16 protein-coding genes are annotated in these 19,705 nt (G+C 40.8%); 10 read left to right on the top strand and 6 right to left on the bottom strand.

Features of this window, described 5'->3' with window-relative positions; translation table 11 throughout:
• Positions 1-263: 263 nt before the first annotated feature.
• Positions 264-1,487: a DEAD/DEAH box helicase gene (locus tag J4N24_RS01545; protein ID WP_207531878.1), complete on the top strand. Its 1,224-nt coding sequence runs from the start codon at positions 264-266 to the stop codon at positions 1,485-1,487.
• An 18-nt stretch (positions 1,488-1,505) separates the two neighbouring features.
• Here J4N24_RS01545 and J4N24_RS01540 read toward each other — a convergent pair whose 3' ends face one another.
• Together J4N24_RS01540 and J4N24_RS01535 are read right to left on the bottom strand one after the other, a co-directional pair.
• On the bottom strand, positions 1,506-2,486 hold the full coding sequence (locus J4N24_RS01540) for a bifunctional heptose 7-phosphate kinase/heptose 1-phosphate adenyltransferase (protein WP_207531877.1): 981 nt from the start codon (positions 2,484-2,486) through the stop codon (positions 1,506-1,508).
• A complete protein-coding gene (locus J4N24_RS01535) occupies positions 2,461-3,678 on the bottom strand; it encodes a pyridoxal phosphate-dependent aminotransferase (protein ID WP_207531876.1) in 1,218 nt (405 codons plus the stop codon). Before J4N24_RS01535 ends, J4N24_RS01540 begins: the two co-directional genes overlap by 26 nt.
• A gap of 504 nt (positions 3,679-4,182) precedes the next feature.
• On the opposite strand from J4N24_RS01535, the gene J4N24_RS01530 reads away from it, so the two are divergent.
• From J4N24_RS01530 to J4N24_RS01520, 3 genes are all read left to right on the top strand, one after another.
• The gene (locus J4N24_RS01530) at positions 4,183-4,803 is read left to right on the top strand and encodes an acyl-CoA thioesterase (protein ID WP_207531875.1); all 621 of its coding nucleotides are present in this window, start codon (positions 4,183-4,185) and stop codon (positions 4,801-4,803) included.
• Positions 4,804-5,101: 298 nt separating this feature from the next.
• Positions 5,102-5,338, top strand: a complete 237-nt coding sequence (locus tag J4N24_RS25805; protein ID WP_207531874.1) for a GntR family transcriptional regulator — start codon at positions 5,102-5,104, stop codon at positions 5,336-5,338.
• A gap of 22 nt (positions 5,339-5,360) precedes the next feature.
• Complete coding sequence (locus tag J4N24_RS01520; RefSeq protein ID WP_207531873.1) at positions 5,361-7,784, top strand: glycoside hydrolase family 2 TIM barrel-domain containing protein; 2,424 nt, start codon at positions 5,361-5,363, stop codon at positions 7,782-7,784.
• Positions 7,785-7,851: 67 nt separating this feature from the next.
• On the opposite strand, the gene J4N24_RS01515 is transcribed toward J4N24_RS01520, so the two are convergent.
• A complete protein-coding gene (locus tag J4N24_RS01515; protein WP_207531872.1) occupies positions 7,852-8,076 on the bottom strand; it encodes a hypothetical protein in 225 nt (74 codons plus the stop codon).
• 218 nt (positions 8,077-8,294) lie between these two features.
• On the opposite strand from J4N24_RS01515, the gene J4N24_RS01510 reads away from it, so the two are divergent.
• Complete coding sequence (locus tag J4N24_RS01510) at positions 8,295-8,558, top strand: hypothetical protein (RefSeq protein ID WP_207531871.1); 264 nt, start codon at positions 8,295-8,297, stop codon at positions 8,556-8,558.
• Between the two features lie 50 nt (positions 8,559-8,608).
• Here J4N24_RS01510 and nhaA read toward each other — a convergent pair whose 3' ends face one another.
• The 3 genes from nhaA to J4N24_RS01495 all read right to left on the bottom strand — a co-directional run bounded on the left by nhaA (position 8,609) and on the right by J4N24_RS01495 (position 10,845).
• A complete protein-coding gene (gene nhaA, locus J4N24_RS01505; protein ID WP_207531870.1) occupies positions 8,609-9,781 on the bottom strand; it encodes a Na+/H+ antiporter NhaA in 1,173 nt (390 codons plus the stop codon).
• 244 nt (positions 9,782-10,025) lie between these two features.
• On the bottom strand, positions 10,026-10,517 hold the full coding sequence (locus J4N24_RS01500; protein WP_207531869.1) for a hypothetical protein: 492 nt from the start codon (positions 10,515-10,517) through the stop codon (positions 10,026-10,028).
• A gap of 1 nt (position 10,518) precedes the next feature.
• On the bottom strand, positions 10,519-10,845 hold the full coding sequence (locus tag J4N24_RS01495; RefSeq protein WP_207531868.1) for a hypothetical protein: 327 nt from the start codon (positions 10,843-10,845) through the stop codon (positions 10,519-10,521).
• Between the two features lie 240 nt (positions 10,846-11,085).
• Between J4N24_RS01495 and J4N24_RS01490 the strand changes: the two genes are divergently transcribed.
• The 5 genes from J4N24_RS01490 to J4N24_RS01470 all read left to right on the top strand — a co-directional run bounded on the left by J4N24_RS01490 (position 11,086) and on the right by J4N24_RS01470 (position 19,604).
• Positions 11,086-11,769, top strand: a complete 684-nt coding sequence (locus J4N24_RS01490; protein ID WP_207531867.1) for a response regulator transcription factor — start codon at positions 11,086-11,088, stop codon at positions 11,767-11,769.
• Between the two features lies 1 nt (position 11,770).
• Positions 11,771-13,132: an ATP-binding protein gene (locus J4N24_RS01485; RefSeq protein WP_207531866.1), complete on the top strand. Its 1,362-nt coding sequence runs from the start codon at positions 11,771-11,773 to the stop codon at positions 13,130-13,132.
• 393 nt (positions 13,133-13,525) lie between these two features.
• Entirely contained in the window at positions 13,526-16,603 is a 3,078-nt protein-coding gene (locus J4N24_RS01480) for a SusC/RagA family TonB-linked outer membrane protein (protein ID WP_207531865.1), read from the top strand.
• A gap of 18 nt (positions 16,604-16,621) precedes the next feature.
• Positions 16,622-18,175: a RagB/SusD family nutrient uptake outer membrane protein gene (locus J4N24_RS01475; RefSeq protein WP_207531864.1), complete on the top strand. Its 1,554-nt coding sequence runs from the start codon at positions 16,622-16,624 to the stop codon at positions 18,173-18,175.
• Between the two features lies 1 nt (position 18,176).
• Entirely contained in the window at positions 18,177-19,604 is a 1,428-nt protein-coding gene (locus tag J4N24_RS01470; RefSeq protein WP_207531863.1) for an arylsulfatase, read from the top strand.
• The last annotated feature ends 101 nt before the right edge of the window (positions 19,605-19,705 follow it).

Genomic DNA, 19,705 nt, shown 5'->3' with positions numbered 1-19,705 from the left:
TAGAATAAAGGTGAGAATTTATGAATAATTATAATTTGAAAATCATGCAGATAAGACTACTGTTGAGAGGTATAACATATGAAAGGTTTATAATGTTCTGGAAAAATTAAAATTAAAAAATTAGATTTATATGTATTCCTCTGGTTAATTGCGCGTATTCTTGTATAATAATTTATTAAATTTACATCTTTTTTATTAAACTCAAAATCTTTTACTATTTTTTCCCTGGAAGATAAAAAAGAATTAACATCACCAAAAATATCGTGACTTTCAACGACTTTAATTTTGAACCCGATCTAGGCGAGGGCCTTGAAGCAATGGGTTATAGCGAACCTACTCCAATTCAACAGGAAGCAATTCCTTTAATTCTGGCGGGCAATGATTTGATTGCCTGTGCTCAAACAGGTACAGGTAAAACTGCTTCTTATCTATTACCAGTTATTAATAATATAGCAAAAAGTAATAAAGAGGAAATAGCAGCATTAATATTGGCCCCCACGCGCGAACTCGCTCAGCAGATAGATCAACAGGTAGAAGGATTAGCTTATTTCTCCGGTGTTAGCTCGGTGGCTATATTTGGTGGAGGAGATGGGATTGTTTACGAGCAGCAGAGAAGAGCCATTCAGAATAAGGTAAATATTTTGATTGCGACCCCCGGTCGTCTGATCCAGCATTTAAACTCGGGTATCCTTAATTTTAAAAACCTGAAGTACCTGGTATTGGATGAAGCAGACAGGATGCTTGATATGGGTTTCTACGATGATATAAGAAAGATCATAAATCATTTGCCTAAAAAGAGACAAACGCTTTTATTTTCTGCAACTATGCCACCGCGCATCCGTTCGTTGGCAAAAACTACCTTGATTAATCCCCAGCAGATCAATCTTGCACCGTCGCAACCCGCTTCAGGTATCGAGCAACAGATCTTTAAAGTTACTGATGCTCAGAAGGTACCCTTAATACAATTATTATTGAAGAGGGGTTCTTTCGCCAGTATAATCATTTTTGCTTCTACGAAAGAGAAGGTGAAAGATCTCCATCGCGCACTTAAGAGTATTGGAATTCAGGCAAAAGCTTTTCACTCAGACCTCGAACAGAATGAGCGCGAAGAGATTTTAAGGGAGTTCAGAAATCAGACGTTACGGGTGCTGATCGGTACCGATGTCCTTTCAAGGGGGATAGATGTTGAAGGTATTGATCTGGTAGTTAATTTCGATGCCCCTTCAGATCCTGAAGATTATATTCACCGGATCGGACGCACAGCGAGGGCTGAAGCAACAGGTACTGCCATCACTCTTGTCAATGAGAAAGATCAGCGTAAGCTATTGTCTATAGAACGTATTATTGGGAGAGAGCTTCCTGTATTGAGACTTCCGGAAGAAGTAGGAGAGCAGGTAGAATTTGCAGCTGCTCAAAGCAAACAAAGAAGGTCATCACAAGGAAAAAGGAAATTTAAGCCAAAACCTAAAAAATCTTCCTCCCAGTAATGACCTTTATGGTAATGCTTAATCAAACAGGCTGTTTGCCTCTTTGGAAAGCTGTTCAAGATCGATAGGAACGACCCCGACATGCTCGCACACTAATCCTCCTGCAAGATTAGCAATAGCGGCAGTTTTTATATCATCTAAACCGGCGGCTAAACATAAGGCTGCCGTTGAAATTACAGTATCTCCGGCCCCCGAAACGTCAGCAATGTTGCGAATATGGGCTGGAATGATCTGATGCCCCCCCGATGATTGCATAAAAACACCGTGTTCAGAAAGGGTTACCATCACCTTTTCTGCATTTAAAACCTGCTGTAGTTTTGCTACCGCACTTTCTAATTCGCCGGGGTTTTTAAGATTGATATCTACTTTTAAGCCCTCCCGTAGCTCTTTTAAGTTGGGTTTAAACAGGGTTACGCCCTTATAACTAAGAAAGTTACGTTTTTTAGGGTCCACTACGGTAATTATACTTTTCTGTTTCGCCTTAGTTACCACTTCAGAGATCAGGAATTCTGTAATGGCTCCCTTATCATAGTCTTCGAAAATGATGGCATCGATCTTTTTTTCGTCGATTATTAAAAGGATCCTCGAAAGAAGATCTTTAGTTTCGGCGTCACTTATATCCCTGTCAACTTCCGCATCTATGCGAAGCATTTGCTGATGGTGTCCAATTACGCGGGTTTTTACCGTAGTTGGACGAGATCCTAATTTAAGTAAGCCATCACTTGAAAGCTTCTGAGCCTCCATCAGGCGGATAAACTCGTCTCCTTCAATGTCATTGCCTATAACGGCGCAGATGATAGGATTAGCTCCAAGGGCCTGAATGTTTAACGCAACATTCGCAGCACCTCCAAGACGGTTTTCCTTTCTCTGAACAGAGATGACGGGAACGGGAGCCTCCGGGGAAATGCGATCTACATTTCCCCAGAGGTATGAATCCATCATCACGTCCCCGATGACTAATATATTTAAGTTACTAAACTGCTGGAACAGTTTTTTCATCTTTCAACTGTTCTAATGCTGATTTAATACGTTTGCAAGCTTCAATTAATTTATCGTCTGCAGCAGCATAAGATAGGCGGATAGAATTTGGATCTCCAAAAGAGTCGCCGCTTACTGTAGCTACGTGACCTACGTTCAATAGGTACAAAGAAAGGTCTTCAGCATTTTTGATCTCTTGTCCTTCATAAGATTTTCCGAAGAAAGAGCTGATCTCAGGAAAGAAGTAAAATGCACCTGCAGGCAGGTTAACTTTCATTCCAGGTATTTCTTTCAATAAGCTATATACCAGGTCGCGGCGTCTTAAGAATACTTTTTGCATTTCTCTTACGCTGTCGAGGCTTCCGTTGTATGCTGAAATCCCAGCCATCTGGGTAATTGATGAAGTTCCTGAAGTTACCTGGCTTTGTAATTTCTCAATGGCAACAGCAATTTCTTTATTACTTGCAGACCAGCCTAAGCGCCATCCGGTCATAGCATAGGCTTTTGACAGTCCGTTAATAATAATAACGCGGTCTTTTACGCTTTCAAATTCTGAAATAGAAACATGTTCTCCAATAAAATTGATATGCTCATAGATTTCATCAGAGATAATATAGATGTTAGGGTGTTTTTCAAAGACGGCAACAAGTGCTGCCAGCTCTTCCCGGGTATATACCGTTCCTGTTGGGTTATTGGGAGATGAGAACATGAACAACTTGGTTTTTGGTGTAATAGCTGCTTCTAGTTGTTCAGGGGTAATTTTAAAATCGCTTTCAATGGTGGCATTAATGAAAACTGATTCACCTTCTGCTAATTTTACCAGTTCAGAGTAAGAAACCCAATATGGAGTAGGGATAACTACTTCTTCGCCTGGATTGATGAGGCAAAGTATTGCGTTGGCTAAAGATTGTTTAGCACCAGTAGAAACAACAATTTGATCGAAACTATAATCCACCTTGTTTTCACGCTTCAATTTAGCTGCAATAGCCTTCCTTAAATCAGGATAACCAGCTACTGGAGTGTAGTAAGAATAGTTTTCGTCAATAGCTTTTTTGGATGCATCCTTCACAAAATCAGGTGTAAAGAAATCTGTTTCACCAAGGCTAAGGCTGATTACGTCTACGCCTTTAGCTGCTAATTCTCTTCCGAGTTTTGCCATTTTTATGGTAGCAGACTCGGCAAGATTGTTGATTCTGTTCGATAAAATACTCATAACGGCAAATATATGAACCCTTTATGTAAAGGCAGAGAAAAACTTAAATTTTCAAAAAATGCTCTTAATGCCCATGAGCTTCGGTTTACGGCCGAGATGAGTGAGATTCTTTCTTAATGGCTTCTGTTTTTCCTTTATTATTTTCTGTTGTGGTGTTTTTTATTGGTTTGGCTTGCTTTTTATCTGTAAAATGACTGAAGATCTTGCTGCGTTTGCCCTGTTTTGGTTTTTTTTAGTTGTTTTTTATCGATTTAAGCTATAAATATTACTTAGATCATATTTTTTTATTAAAAAAGTTTGTCTTTTATTTATAAAATATGATATTTGTAATGTTTTAACAGAAGGTTGTGAAGGGAAGGTGGGTTTTTAAGTTTGTTAAGTTGTTTTTCAGTCGTTCTTTTTGCCGTTAATAGATTGTCTTAGTTTTTGTTTTGTTTTAACTATTACCGGTTTCCATTTTAAACAGCGAAACCTGCCTTTTCTTATTTTTTTAACAATCTTGATATGGCTAATAAAAATTTCAAACCCGTTAAGTTCTCAGAAACTGTTATTACAGAATTAATGGTTCCTTCCTATGCAAATTTTGAAGGAAAGATCCACGGGGGAGTTATCTTATCATTAATGGATAAGGTAGCTTATGTATGTGCTGCAAAGCACTCAAATGCGTATTGTGTAACAGCTTCGGTTGATACAGTTGATTTTCTGGCAGCAGTTGAAATGGGTGAACTAGTTTCATTTTACGCTTCGGTGAACTATGTCGGTAACAGTTCTATTGTGGTAGGTATAATGGTTGTGGCAGAAAATGTAAAAAAGAACACGGTAAAACACACGAATACCAGCTATTTCACAATGGTTGCGTTGGATGACGAGAACAAGCCTGTTACTGTTCCTGGTTTGATATTGGAGAGTCAGAAGGAAGTGATCGCTTTTATTGAAGCTGTTAAAAGGAAGAAACTCAAAGAGCAGTTTAAAAACAATGTAGCCATGATCAACAGCTCTATTGATATTGATATAGAAAAGCAGCTGCTTTCTGAAGAGCGCTGTATGATCTCATACGAATGTGGCCAGGATGTCTTGTCTGCGATCTATACAAATTCGCAGTTGTATCAGGGAGAGTATCATTAAGAAGATTCTAATACCCAATTTCCATCTACCTGGAAATTCGTTACTTAAATAAATTTGTTTTGGTATGAAAGAGCAGCGCGAGTTCTGCTCTTTTTCTATTTTACCTAAATCCGATTGTCTAGCTTGAAATTTTTTGTCTCTGTCAGCCCACCTGGTACTGTAAAGCTGTTTGCTGGATTAACATAAACGTATTTAACCCTCCAAAAGTCCATATGAACTAAATAAATGACCAATAGGACAAATGGAATTAGTTTCTGAAAGGTAGGTTTGAATTCGCTTTGACGAGAATTTTACCCTTATGGACCGCTTTGATTTTAAGGTTAATGTTGTTTCCTCTACCCCCGTTTACCTACAATTGGCATGCGTCATGGAGCGGGCAATAGAGCTTGGTAAATTAGAGCCTCATGCTTCACTACCTACGGTTCGGAACCTATGCCTTAGGTTTTCAATATCTAAAAACACAGCTTTGCAGGCCTATAATTACCTATTAAAGCGTGAGAAGATCTACTGGGATGGTAAGAGCTTCCATTTATAAACACACATTCTTTCTATTTTAAATGAGATCAGGATTATTTATTCTATTTTTTTTTGCTTTGTTAAACGAATCCTTTGCGCAGCAAAGGTGGGAGGCAACACTTAATACCGGATGGAAGTTCCGAAAAGGAGCCAGCCCGGAAGCTTATCGCACGAATTTTAAAGATAAACGCTGGCAGACGGTAACAGTTCCGCATGATTGGGCAATTTATGGTCCCTTTGATAAGGAAGTGGACAAACAAGTTGTTGCTATAGAGCAGAACGGCGAGAAAGTACCTACAGAAAAAACTGGCAGAACAGGGGCGCTTCCACACGTTGGAGAAGCATGGTATAGGAATTCCTTTAACCTGCCGGCTTTCGCCAGGGGCAAGAAGGTTATTATCCTTTTCGAGGGAGCGATGAGCGAACCGAAAGTTTTTATAAACGGGCAGAAGGCGGGTGAATGGAATTATGGTTATAACTATTTTTATCTCGACATCAGCCACCTTGTTCAGGCGGGAAAAGCCAATAGTCTTGCAGTACATTTAAGCAATATGGTCCGCTCTTCAAGATGGTATCCTGGAGCTGGCCTGTATAGGAATGTGCGACTGATCGTAAAGAACAAGGAGAGCATCGAGCAGTGGGGAACCAATATCACCACTCCATTTATTTCAGCAGAACAAGCCAGGGTAAATGTAAAAACTAAAGTTGCCGGTACCGGCCTCAGGATAAGAACATCAATTTTAAATGAGGCTGGAGATACAGTGGCAGTGAACGAGAGCAAGGAAGTCTTTGGATCGGAGTTTAACCAAAACATTGCCGTTCCCAGGCCCCGCTTGTGGAGTCCTGAATCGCCATACCTTTACAAAGCAATTTCACGTTTGTACCAGGGAAATCAACTGAAGGATGAGGTTATTACCCGGTTTGGGATTAGGGAGATAAGTTATACCGCAGGTAAGGGATTTAGTCTGAATGGCCAAGTCAGGAAGTTTAAAGGTGTTTGCCTTCACCACGATCTGGGACCGCTGGGTTCCGCAATAAACATTGCTGCACTGAAAAGACAGTTAAGTATACTAAAGGATATGGGTTGCGATGCTGTTCGAAGTTCTCATAATATGCCTTCCCTTGAGCAGCTGGAGTTATGCGATGAAATGGGATTTATGTTCCTGGCCGAATCGTTTGATGAATGGGCAAAGTCGAAAGTAGAGAATGGTTATAACCGGTTTTTCCAGACCGATGCGGAAAAGGACATCGTGAACCTGGTGCATGCCACACGGAATCATCCTTCTATCGTGATGTGGAGTGCAGGGAATGAAGTGCCAGATCAGCATGGTTCGGAAGGAGCCAAACGCGCAAAGTGGCTGCAGGATATTTTTCATCGTGAAGATCCTACACGGCCTGTAACGGTAGGAATGGATCAGGTAAAAGCAACTATGGCTTCAGGGTTTGGTGCAGTTCTGGATATTCCGGGTTTAAACTACCGGACACATTTATATGAGGAAGCCTATAAACAATTTCCGCAAGGCTTTATTTTAGGGTCAGAAACAGCTTCAACTGTTAGCTCAAGAGGAATCTATAAGTTTCCTGTAGTAAAGGGAGTTGAAAAGACTTACGATGACCTGCAATGCTCCTCCTACGACCTCGAATATTGTAGCTGGTCTAATTTGCCGGAGGATGATTTTGTTTTGCAGGATACGAAGGACTGGACGATCGGACAATTTGTGTGGACGGGTTTCGATTATCTTGGCGAGCCAACTCCTTACGATGATTACTGGCCATCCCGCAGTTCTTATTTTGGTATCAATGATCTGGCGGGCTTACCAAAAGATAGATATTATCTGTATCGCAGTCAATGGAATACAAAGGATAACACGCTTCATATTTTACCCCATTGGAATTGGGCAGGCAGGGAAGGGCAAATCACACCGGTTTTTGTCTATACAAATTTCGACAGCGCCGAGCTTTTTATTAATGGAAAAAGTATGGGTGTTCAAAGGAAGAATAACTCTAGTCCTCGAAGCAGATACCGGCTAATGTGGATGGATGTGAAATACGAACCCGGAACAGTTAAAGTAGTAGCTTTCGATAAAAATGGTAAGCCAGCGGCAGAGAAAACAACTTATACAGCTGGAAAACCTTACAAACTGGTTCTGGAAGCAGATCGTTCCGAGATCAATGCAGACGGAAAAGATATCTCCTTTGTTACGGTATCGGTGGTAGATGAGAGAGGTGTTCTTTGTCCTGAAGCAGGCAACCAGTTAAACTTCAAGGTAAACGGAAATGGAGTATATAGAGCTGCCTGCAACGGCGACGCAACCTCGCTGGAACAGTTTCATCTTCCAACGATGAAATTATTTAGTGGAAAGCTGGTGGTGTTAGTTCAATCGACCACTAGTCCGGGAGATATTAAGTTATCAGTAGATGGGAAGGGTTTGCAGGGAGCAGACCTCTTACTGAAAGCTAAATAACAAAAACGGCGATGATTAACATCGCCGTTTTAATTAAAATATTTAAGACAAAACCCGGATTATCATCCTATAATCTAAACCGTAACTCTATGGCTCGTCCAATCGCCTGAATGAGGTCAGAATTAATACCGGATGTTGCTGAATTAGAGATCCAACCTTTAGTATCTTTTATTAGTTCAATAGTTTCTCCATTTATTAAAATAGGAATTTTGGTTGTAGCTTTTGTGATTGGCTCTGTATTGGCAACCTTAAAGTTGTAATCAACGTCATTAAATGTAATTCGTAATGGCATTCCCATAGGCCGTAAAGTTAGCTTTTAATTTTTGGCGGCTAAAGAATTGTTGAAAACATACTTAATAGATCTACCTTAAGAGCAATTCTTAAAGACTCTATTTTAACTTTTCCATTGTAAAAACGTTGGCCCTTTCGTAACAACCGCTATGTTTTCTTGTCTAAGGAACGCTTTGCCGGACTTTTCTATCCAGTCATAAAGCGCTCGATCTTCTTTATATGTCATTGCTAAACTTTACTCTTGATGAATTACTTGTTGACCAAGCCTTTATCCGCTGGGTTATGAATCCTCAGGAAAGGGAAGGCGGGCAATGGCTGGAATGGTCATTGCTCCATCCGGAAAACGCCAAAACCCTTGCTGAAGCTATTATTTTAATTCAAACTCTTTGTACTGATAAGGATCAGCCAGCGCAGCAAGAGTTAGATGATCTCTGGAAGCGGATTGAGGATACTAACGAAGAGTGGGATAAGAAAGCCTCCTAGATCAATGATAAAATCCCGTCTCTATAAAAGTTATTATTTCTCCTTTTGTACTATTTCTCCTTCTGCCGGTACAGGTATTTCAAGAGAACATAGCCTGTCAGACCTGCAATAACAGATGTAATGAGAATTACGAATTTTGCCTGGATTTGTAAGAGGGGATCTTTATACGATAGCATGGCAATAAAGATCGACATGGTAAAACCAATTCCTGCAAGTACCCCTAAAGACAGTACGTGTACCCATTTCGTTCCATCCGGAAGTGAACTTAAGCGCACTGCAACTGCTACCCAGGCCATAATGAAAATCCCTATCGGTTTACCAACTATTAAACCCAGGAAAATCCCCAGACCCATATTACTGGTTGCTCCTTCTATCATTCCAGGCTCAAAGTGGATATTGGTATTGGCCAGCGCAAAAATTGGCATGATCAGAAAGTTAACCGGCTTGGTAAGCAGATGTTCGAGCTTTTCAAGCGGCGATTCAGAACTATCTGGCGTGGTGGGAATGGTAAGAGCTGTTAACACCCCGGCAAAGGTGGCGTGAATACCAGAGTTATGAATAAAGTACCATAGGAACAATCCTGGTATCAAATAAAAAGCATAATTCATTATCTGAAAACGATTCATCGCTACCAATAAAAGCAGCACGACGCCAGCATATGCCATATAATCCCACTGGATCTTTGATGAATAAAATATGGCTATAACCAAAATAGCTCCAAGGTCATCAACAATTGCTAATGCTGTCAGGAATATCTTGAGGGAGGCTGGAACGCGATTGCCAAGTAATGAAAGAATAGCGATGGCAAAAGCAATATCGGTTGCCATAGGTATCCCCCAACCGTTTGCAGTAGGAGTATTATTATTAAACAAGCCAAACAATAAGGCAGGCACAAGCATGCCGCCAATAGCTGCAAAAACAGGTAATGCAGCTTGCTTAGCTGAAGATAATTCTCCTTCAACAAGCTCTCTTTTTATCTCCAATCCCACCAGTAAAAAGAAAATTGCCATTAGGCCGTCATTGATCCAAAGCATTAGGGGATATTCCAGATGCAAACCTCCTGCATGAGTCCCAATTTTAGTTTCAAGGAACATGGCGAAAGGTCCCTCCAGCGGGGAATTTGCAATAATAAGGCTGATGATCACGCAGATAAGAAGAATGATCCCACCTGCTGATTTTGAAGCAAAAAAATCTTTAAAGGAATTGAGATTAATGGTTGACATAGAGAAGAGTTAATTATCGCTGAACTGGCTCTTCCCCTTTTGAGTTGAGACCTTTTTTATTCGACATCAATGAATAGAGTAAAACAAACAGATAGACTAATAGAGCAAATCCACCTACTGTGCCTACTATTAACAGTAGTATTACCAGAATGCTTTGAATTAAGTCGCTAAAGAAACCCATGAGAAACTATAATTTAAATTGGTATCGGACGTCGAAAAAAGGTAATAAGTTTTATCTGGATAATCAGTTGTCAAAGCTTGTCCAGGTTACCCTATTCCTGAACAGTTCGAACTGCGGAAAGAAATCAAAGGAACTTTCCACTTTATAAGAAGGCTCTAAAATGATCTTCCATTGCAAGCTTTCAGATAGCTCAACCCGGCTGAGGTAAAATACCTTTTCAAGATCTTCGAAACTTATATCTTTTCCACTTTTCAAGAAAAACTGTTTTAGCCGAAATAGCAAAACACTCTTCAACCCGTCGTAATGCTTTCCGAAATCACCTACTTCATCTAATTGTTCAGTTGTCGGTCCGTTAATTGCCGTATTATATATCCTGAGTTCTACTTCATAATTGACAGCGATATTATGAACATGCCCTGACCAATACGATCGCTCTCCCTCTTTGTTGAAAAAGAGCACTCCGATACCCGGAACAACCACACTTTCACTGTACCTGATTTTCGGTGAAGGTGTAATTAAAGCCTTAATCCTATTCCAAAAATTTAAATTCATCATGTCAGCTAGCCTTTAACTTCTTGGCAACTTGAATTAATAAGCTTCCTGCTTTTGGAAGTAACCCGAGATACCCTAATCCGCTGCTTAAAACAAAAACAACGATACCGATCTTCCAATTTACCAGCAGAATTATTACCAGTAGAATTATTTCAGTCCAGTATAAATATTCCATCCATCCCGGTAAAAGTGCCGAGTTGGATGGTAATTTCCCTTTCCTGACCATTTTAATCTGCTTCTTATCAAAAGAAACGATAGCAGAAATGATTAGGTAAGCAGAAAGTGCTGTAATAAAAGCAGTTACGCTTGTTGTGTTGTTGAAAATTAACATTTGAGCTGTGTATATTGAATACACAACAGTCAAAGATGCATAACAACCCTTAAAAAAACCTTAAAACTTAATGCCAGCTAATTCGAAAATCCGATGGATTTTTAAGCTGTTTTTAAGCTCTTGCTGGTAAATTTGAGGCAGGTCAAGTATTTCGATGCTGGTACCGGATCCATAAGTTTGAAAGCCCTGGTAACAGGGCTTTATTTTTGCTGTCTCAAACTATCATACATTCCTGGTTCGATGAAAAATATTCTTATTCTTGAGGATGATCTGAAAATGGCCTCAGAGCTGAAGTTGTTTCTTAACAATAACGGGTTCGACACCAAGGTGCTGAATGATGGAGGTGAGCTTCTCAGCATGGACCTAAAGGATTTCTCGCTATATCTTCTTGACATTAATGTACCTACGGTAAACGGAATAGAAGTCTGCAAAAAGATCAGGGAGACAAACAGTTTAAGTCCCATCCTAATGCTCACAGCCTACAGTGCAGTACACCATAAAGTACAGGCACTAAACTTTGGAGCCGATGACTACCTCGTAAAGCCATTTCATCTTGATGAACTTTTGGCAAGGGTTAAAGCCTTGTTACGAAGATCTTCTAGAGCAGTAAGAGAGGAAGAAGATATTATTTACAAAGTGGACGATCTTGCTGTTAATGTAACCGAAATGAAAGTTCAGAGAGGTTCTAAGGTAATTGAGTTAACTCCAAAGGAGTATAAGCTCCTTGAGCTATTGGCTAAAGCCAGGGGGAGAACAGTATCAAAGCAGGTTATATCTGAAGAGGTTTGGGATATTAATTTCGAAACAGGTACCAATACCATTGAGGTTTACATCAACTTTCTTCGTACAAAAATTGATAAAGGTTTTGAAACTAAACTTATCCATACACGGCCGGGTTATGGATATTACCTGAAAAAAATTTAGAATGACCCTCAAACTCCGCTTTTCATTGCTTTTTAGCCTGCTTTTTTCCATACTTCTGGCAACGGTCATGTTTACGATCTACTATCTGTTTTCGAATTTCAGACAGGAAGAATTCAGGGATAGATTGGCTGAAAAGGCGGAAACGACTGTGAAGCTACTCATTGAGGTAAAAGAGGTGGATTATCAATTAATGAAGATCATTGACCGGAACAGTATTAACAGACTTTATAATGAAAAAATACTGGTCTTCAACCACCATCAGGAGTTGATCTACAGCAGTATCGACGATGCAGTGATTAATTGGACAAAGGAGGATCTGAGAAGTATAAAAGAGAAGAATACGCTCTTCAAACGGTCAAAGGAAAACGATGTTCTGGGTATTCATTTCCCCCTTCAGGATAAAGATTATTATGTACTTGTCTCGGCGGAAGACAAGTATGGTAATAATAAGCTTTTATATCTTAGGTATTTGCTGATCGTTGCATCCATTGTAAGCGTAACATCTGTTTGGTTACTATCCTTCTACCTAAGTAAGAGAAGTCTTGCACCACTGGACCGTTTCAGGAAAGATATTCAGGAAATCACAGATAAAAACCTTAACAAAAGACTAACCGAACCTGTAGAGGACAGTGAAATAAAAGCTCTGTCATACTCTTTTAACCAGATGATGGACAGGATTAACTCAGCCTATCAAAGCCAGAAAGCCTTTACAGGAAATGCTTCTCACGAGCTGCGCACCCCTATCGCGAAGATCCTGGCCCAGTTAGAGAACCTGGCAAAAAGAAAGGAAACCCCGGACACGATTAAAAACACGCTTTCAAGTGTAATTGAGGATGCCAGTCAGCTTTCCGAAATTGTTACGTCTTTATTATTACTCTCGGAAATAAATGAGAGTGGACGGCCTACTTTTGAAAAAGTGAGACTAGATGAAGTTCTCTTTGCCTCTTCTGCACAGGTTGCAAAACTTCACCCTGATTTCAGGTTTCAGTTTGATATTTTATCGGGTGTATCCCCGGATCTAGACCTTGAAGTAGAGGCAGATGATATACTGCTCCAAATTGCCTTTTCTAATTTATTCAGAAACGCCTTTACCTATTCTTCCAATAAGATTGTCAAGTGCTCTGTAGATCATAAAGGTGATCAGCTTGAGGTGATCATAACGAATACTGGCCCTATACCGAAGATAGAGGATACATCAGATCTCTTTAATACCTTCACCAGAGGTAGTAATTCTTTCGAGAAATCGGGGAGTGGGATCGGCTTGAGCATTGTGAAACGAATTTTGGAATACCACTCGGCGACGATCGCGTATAAAACTCCCTCTGCTGATCAGAACATGCTAATTGTAGGTATCCCTCAATAGAATTTAAGCTATTTGCTTAGCTTGCTAAATAAAAGGCTTGATTGTTCGAACGGAACTGTTCGATCTTTATCTCCCTGGACTATAAATACTGAAGGGGACGTTTACTGATGTAGAAGTTATAAGCCATTTATTTACAGGTAAGAAATTACTCTTGATGCTAAGATTGGATGTTATAGAATGGTATCAGGATAAACAGGACTATTATTTGAACTGTCTTATCACACAAGGCATTACAATTATGTAAAATATTCTTTACCTATAAAATTGATAGACTATGTGAAAGGTGTTTATATTTGCCGGCGGAATAGGAGTTTTTCCGCTCTAATACTCTACTAATTCCATAGAGTCTAGTAGGTATATCAGATGATGAATACAAACAACTTAGCTAACATAATGGATCACTTAAAGAGGCCAGTCAGAGGGCTGCCTGTTTTTATTATTTTCTTCAGCATGGCGTTGATGCTGATTTCTTCTGCCAATACCTGGGCTCAGGTATCTAATACAGTTTTATCGGGAAAAATTATTGATGCAAAAACAAAGGAAGCGTTACCCGGAGTAAGCGTTCATATCAAGGGTACAACGCACGCTGTTACAACCGATATCAACGGAGTATTCCGTTTCGTGACCGGCCAAAAGCTTCCTTATACTCTGGAACTAAGTTTTATCGGGTATGAAAAAAAGGAGACTGAAGTAAATACAGCTAACGCAGTGATAGAACTAAGCGAACAGCCAAGTCAGTTAAACGAAGTTGTGGTAGTGGGATACGGATCTCAAAAGAAGGTTAATCTTACAGGTTCGGTAGCAACGCTTGATTCGAAAGTTCTTGCCAATCGTCCAATTACCAATTCTACCCAGGCTCTGCAAAATCTTCCCGGAGTTTTTACAAATCAAACTAAAGGAAGACCAGGTGCAGATGGTGCCACAATACGGGTGAGAGGGGTAGGAACCCTAAACGATAGCAATCCCTTAGTGTTGGTAGACGGTATAGAATTTCCTCTTGGGGATGTAAATCCGAATGATATTGAATCTATTACCGTATTAAAAGATGCAGCTTCTTCGGCCATTTATGGAAACCGAGCTGCAAATGGAGTTATCCTGGTTAAAACTAAAACAGGTAAGAAAGGCGGCTTTCGTCTGGATTATAACTTCTACACCGGAAGTCAGAAGGCAACACAGTTCCCTGATGCAGTAACTAATTCCGTAGAATATATGGAAGGAAAGAACAGGGCTTTAGCTAACGAGGGAAAGCCTGCAGAAAGTTCTCAAGCCTTAATAGACGAATACAAGGCCGGTACTGATCCTTTTATTTACCCCAATACCAATTGGTTTGATGTAATGTTCCGCTCCGCAGCCATTCAGGAGCATAACCTTCGCTTATCAGGCGGCAGTGAAAAAACTTCTTTTTCAGTTTCCTTAGGCTACCTCGATCAGGATGGTATTATGATCCAGACGAATGGAAGGCGTTACTCCCTGAACACCAACATCACTTCCGATATTAATAAGAGACTTAAGATCGGAGCTAACCTGATCGGCAATTTCTGGTCAAACCGCGAAAGTGCTTATACTGCCGATGATGCGAATGGCGAAGGTGGATTAATGGGCCTGATCTATCGCGGCTTACCAATGCAAACTGCCTATGCTCAGAACGGAACCTATGCAGATCAATGGATCCGTGTTCCTGGTCATAACTTTTTTCGGAACCCGGTGGCCCTGTCAAATGAGGGATACCGTAAAGACAATCAGTTCCGCACTTTAGCTAACCTCTTTGCAGAAGTGCAGCTTCCATGGAACATCCGTTACAGAACAACTGTTGGTGCCAATCTCAGGTACGAAATTGAGAAATACAATTACCCGCAGATCAATCTAACGAATACCAAAACAGGAGTGATAAGTCCGATCGGAAATACACCTTTACGCGGTATCAGACAGATAAGTACAAACGACATTAATCTAACTAACTTCCATACGTTAAACTGGGATCGCAAATTTGCACAGCACTCTATTGGTGCATTGGCTGGTTTTAGTGTGGAAACCTTCAACCAGGGTAAGTTCTCGGCATATAACCAGGGGTATCTTGGAAATGAACTCGAAGAGCTTGATGCAGGTAGCACTGCTCAGCAAGTGACTGGAACTACCGAGCCGGTTAAATTACTGTCTTACTTCGGACGCTTAAACTATAATTTCTCCGAGAAGTACTTATTTGAGACCAATTTCAGATACGATGGATCCTCGCGATTTGGAAAAGGAAATCGCTGGGGCTTTTTCCCATCCTTCTCAGCAGGATGGAGGATCAGTCAGGAAGAATTCCTGAAAGATGTTGCCTTCATCAGCAATCTTAAGCTAAGAGCATCCTATGGTAAGCTCGGAAATCAAAGGATTGGATTATTCCGTTACATCCCGACATTTGGATTAGGTCAGAATTATAATTTTAATGGAACCACCGTTGGGGGAGCAGCAATAACACAGCTGAATGATGCTACAATTTCCTGGGAAACCACTAAAATGAGTGATATCGGATTGGAAGGATCCTTTTTCAAGAACGCATTTACGTTTGAGATAGACTGGTTCAATAAGATCACTGACGATATTTTACGCCAAACTACTATACCAGCACAAGTTGGAAATTTAACCGGGCCCCTTCAAAATATAGGTAAAGTATCTAACAAAGGAATCGAAGTTACCTTGGGTTATAAGAACAAAATAGATCAGTTCCGCTATGGTATAGATGCCAATGTTACTTATTTAACCAACAGGGTAGTGAGCATCAGAGGACAAAGATATTTTAGTGGAAATACAGTAATTGAAGAAGGATCTCCTATTGATTCGTTTTACGGACTGGAAGCATTGGGTATTTTCCAATCATCAGAAGAGGTGGCGGCTTCTCCGTTTCAAAATGCAGGAACCAAACCCGGCGATCTCAAATACCGCGATATTGATGGAAATAATGTGATTGACAATAATGACCGTGTTGCCATCGGCAATAGTATCCCGAAATATACTTACGGTTTCTCTTTAAATGCAGGCTTTAAGGGCTTCGACTTTAGCGCTATTTTTCAGGGACTGGAAGACGTTGATACCTATCTTACAGGCAACCTTGCCCAGCCTTACAAGAATGGGGCAGGTGTAACACGTGAGTGGTTAACGGATTCCTGGACTCCCGAAAATCCAAATGCACGCCTGCCAAGATTAACAACATCTAACGGTTATCCTCAAAACTTTTTAACCTCTAGTTTCTGGGTTCGTGATGCTTCCTACCTCCGCCTGAAGAATGTGCAGCTAAGCTATACAGTGCCAAAGCGAATTTCTTCCAAAGCGGGTATGAGTACACTGAGGATCTATGTCAATGCTCAGAACTATCTCACATTTTCCAATTTCAAGTTCAGCGACCCTGAAAGATTGCTTACACGCGGAGATATAATTGAATATCCCAACGCAAAAACGATTACTGCAGGTGTAAATGTCTCTTTCTAAACTCAAACAGAAATTAAAATGAAAAAATACATATACATAGCCCTTGCTTTTTTTGCTTTAACAGGATGTAAGGAATCCTTCCTGGATGTTACTCCTACGGACCGATTTACTCAGGATAACTTTTGGAATACACAAGAGAAAGCCGAGGCAGCGCTAAATGCTACTTACGCTACGCTTTTAAATGCAAACTCGTTCTATTCGGCACGTAATTTCATATATCTTGACGCTTTAACGCCCAATACCTATCAATACAATGCCGATGAAAATTTAATCTCCCGTGGTTTGCATAATGCCAATACAGGCACATTCAATACTACCTGGAATATTTGTTATCAGGGTATAGGTCGTGCTAATAATTTGCTTGCTAATATTGATAATGTAAGCATGGATGATGCCGTGAAAAAGAGATATAAGGCAGAAGCAAAGTTCCTTCGTGCTTTATTTTATTTTCCACTCTGGAACCTTTATGGAGGTGCTCCGATCATTACTGATGCTCCGCCCAAAAGTTTTGATGACCCTGCCTATGTTACACAGTCTACAGCACCGCGTAATACTGCTAATGAAGTATTAGCGCAGATTCTGAAAGACCTTGATGATGCAATCGCTAACGATGTATTACCTCTAACTACAACGGGTGCGGCAAAAGGACGCGCAACCAGGGGAGCAGCACAGGCTTTCAAAGCCCGGGTACTCTTATATGCAGGAAGGTGGGAAGAAGCGGCAGCAGCTGCAAAGCAAGTAATAGATTCAAAAGCCTATACCTTATTCTCTAGTTACCGGGGGCTTTTCTATCTCGAAAATGAGGGAAATTCAGAAGTGATCTTCGATGTTCAATACAAGCTTCCTGAATTTGCACATTCGCTGGATGTAATGCTTGATCAGCAGTTAGGCAATGCTCCCTTACCTACTTTAGTGAATGATTACTACGCAACAGATGGCAAGCCCATCTCAACATCGGCGGTATATAACGCTGCGGCGCCTTACGCAAACCGCGATCCTCGTCTGCAGGCAACAGTGATCATTCCCGGAACAACTTTTAAGGGTGCAAAAGTTGCAGAGAACCAATATCCAAGTACCGGATATGGCTTAAAGAAATACACAATATTTAAAGATGATGAGAAGCCTGCAAATGTGCCAACGGCTAATAATTCAGAGCTTAATCTAATTGTGATCCGTTATGCCGACGTATTATTAATGTATGCAGAAGCAATGAATGAAGCTTTTGGTCCTGAATCAGGAGCAGATAAAGGCCTGACAGTTTCTGCAGCAGTAAATCTGGTTCGCAAACGGGTAAATATGCCTGATCTCCCTCTCGGATTGACAAAAGAACAAATGCGTGCAGAAATTCGTCACGAACGCAGAATAGAACTTGCGGGAGAGGGCTTGTACTATTTTGATATACGCCGCTGGAAGATAGCCGAGCAGGTACTTAATACTGATGTCTTTAATATTAAAGGCGCAAGGATAGACGGCCGCGCATTTAATCCAAACAGGGATTACTTGTGGCCAATCCCTTCCATCGCAATTCAAAATAATCCAGCTTTAGAACCAAATCCAAACTATGGTAAATAATATGAGAAAAATATCCAAACTCGCAGCGGCCCTTACTCTATTAGGGAGCTTTATATACAATCAATCACTAGCGCAGACCTCAGCAAAGAAACCGAATATCATCTTTATTCTTGCTGATGATCTAGGGTATGGTAACCTGACAAGCTTCAACAAGGGCTCGAAAATACCGACGCCCAATATTGATCGCATTGCTACTGAGGGAACAAAGTTTACCAGGTTTTATTCAGGCAATACAGTTTGTGCTCCCTCCAGGTGCGCTCTAATGACAGGTTATCATATGGGACATGCCTTTATACGAGGTAACGGCAAAGGTAAAGATGGTAAAGGTGCTTTAAGACCTCAAGACACCACGATAGCCCAACGTTTACAAGGCAACGGGTATGTAACGGGTATGTTTGGAAAGTGGGGACTAGGTGATGCGGATTCTCAGGGAGCTCCCCACCTAAAAGGCTATAATGAGTTTTTCGGCTACCTGGACCAATCACATGCACACGACTATTACACATCCCATCTATTCGAAATTCGCAACAACAAAACGGAAAGGGTGAATATCGACAGCTCCCAATATACTCAGGATCTTATAGCCGATAAGGCCTTAGGCTTTATTAAGGATCATAAGGACCAGCCCTTCTTTTTGTATCTGCCATTTACGCTTCCGCATGCGGAATTAGTGGTACCACAGGAGCTTCTCAAGAAGTTCCAAAATCCTGATGGTACCAGCAAATTGGGGCCTGAAAAGCCATTCAAGAAGCATAATAACTATGATGATCAGGCACAGCCTCATGCCGCTTTTGCAGCTATGGTTTCCAAATTAGATGCTGATGTGGGCCGCATACTCGATCAGGTGAAGCAATTGGGACTGGACGACAATACCTACATTTTTTTTACAAGCGATAATGGCCCTCACAAAGAAGGCGGAGCTGACCCCGTATTTTTTGACAGTAACGGGCCTTTAAAAGGAGTGAAGCGTGATCTTTATGAAGGAGGGATAAGGGTTCCTCTATTAGTGAAAGCTCCGGGAAAAGTTCCCGCCGGTAAGGTAAATGATGTAGCCTGGGCCTTCTGGGATATCTTACCAACAGTTGGGCAATTAACCAATACCCCGGTTCCTGCCGGAATTGATGGCCTTTCATTCACACAGGCACTGGCAGGGCAAGCCCAAACGAAGCAACACGATTACCTTTACTGGCAGTTCAGGGAAGGCGAGCTAAAAGAAGCGGTAACCCAGGGCGACTGGAAATTGATCCGTTTTAAAGACAGTGGCAAGAAAGAAATACTTGAGCTATATAATCTGAAAGAAGATATCGGCGAGAACAATAACCTGGCCTCCAAGTATCCCGCAAAAGTAAAAGCACTCCGGGCCCTGCAATTAAAAGCTAAAACACAACCTGAGAATAAAAATTTCGACTGGTCAGACGTCGAAAAATAGTAAAAAATAGCATTAAAGAGCTTAAAGCACCCATCTTACCTATAGGTGTTTTAAGCTCTTTATTAATTATCTGCAAGGAAAAAACTTATTGCAGGAAACAG

It is taken from the genome of Desertivirga arenae (assembly GCF_017355785.1).
Classification (GTDB): domain Bacteria; phylum Bacteroidota; class Bacteroidia; order Sphingobacteriales; family Sphingobacteriaceae; genus Desertivirga; species Desertivirga arenae.
Note: the sequence above shows the minus strand (reverse complement) of the source record. Positions and strands in the feature narration are given on the sequence as shown.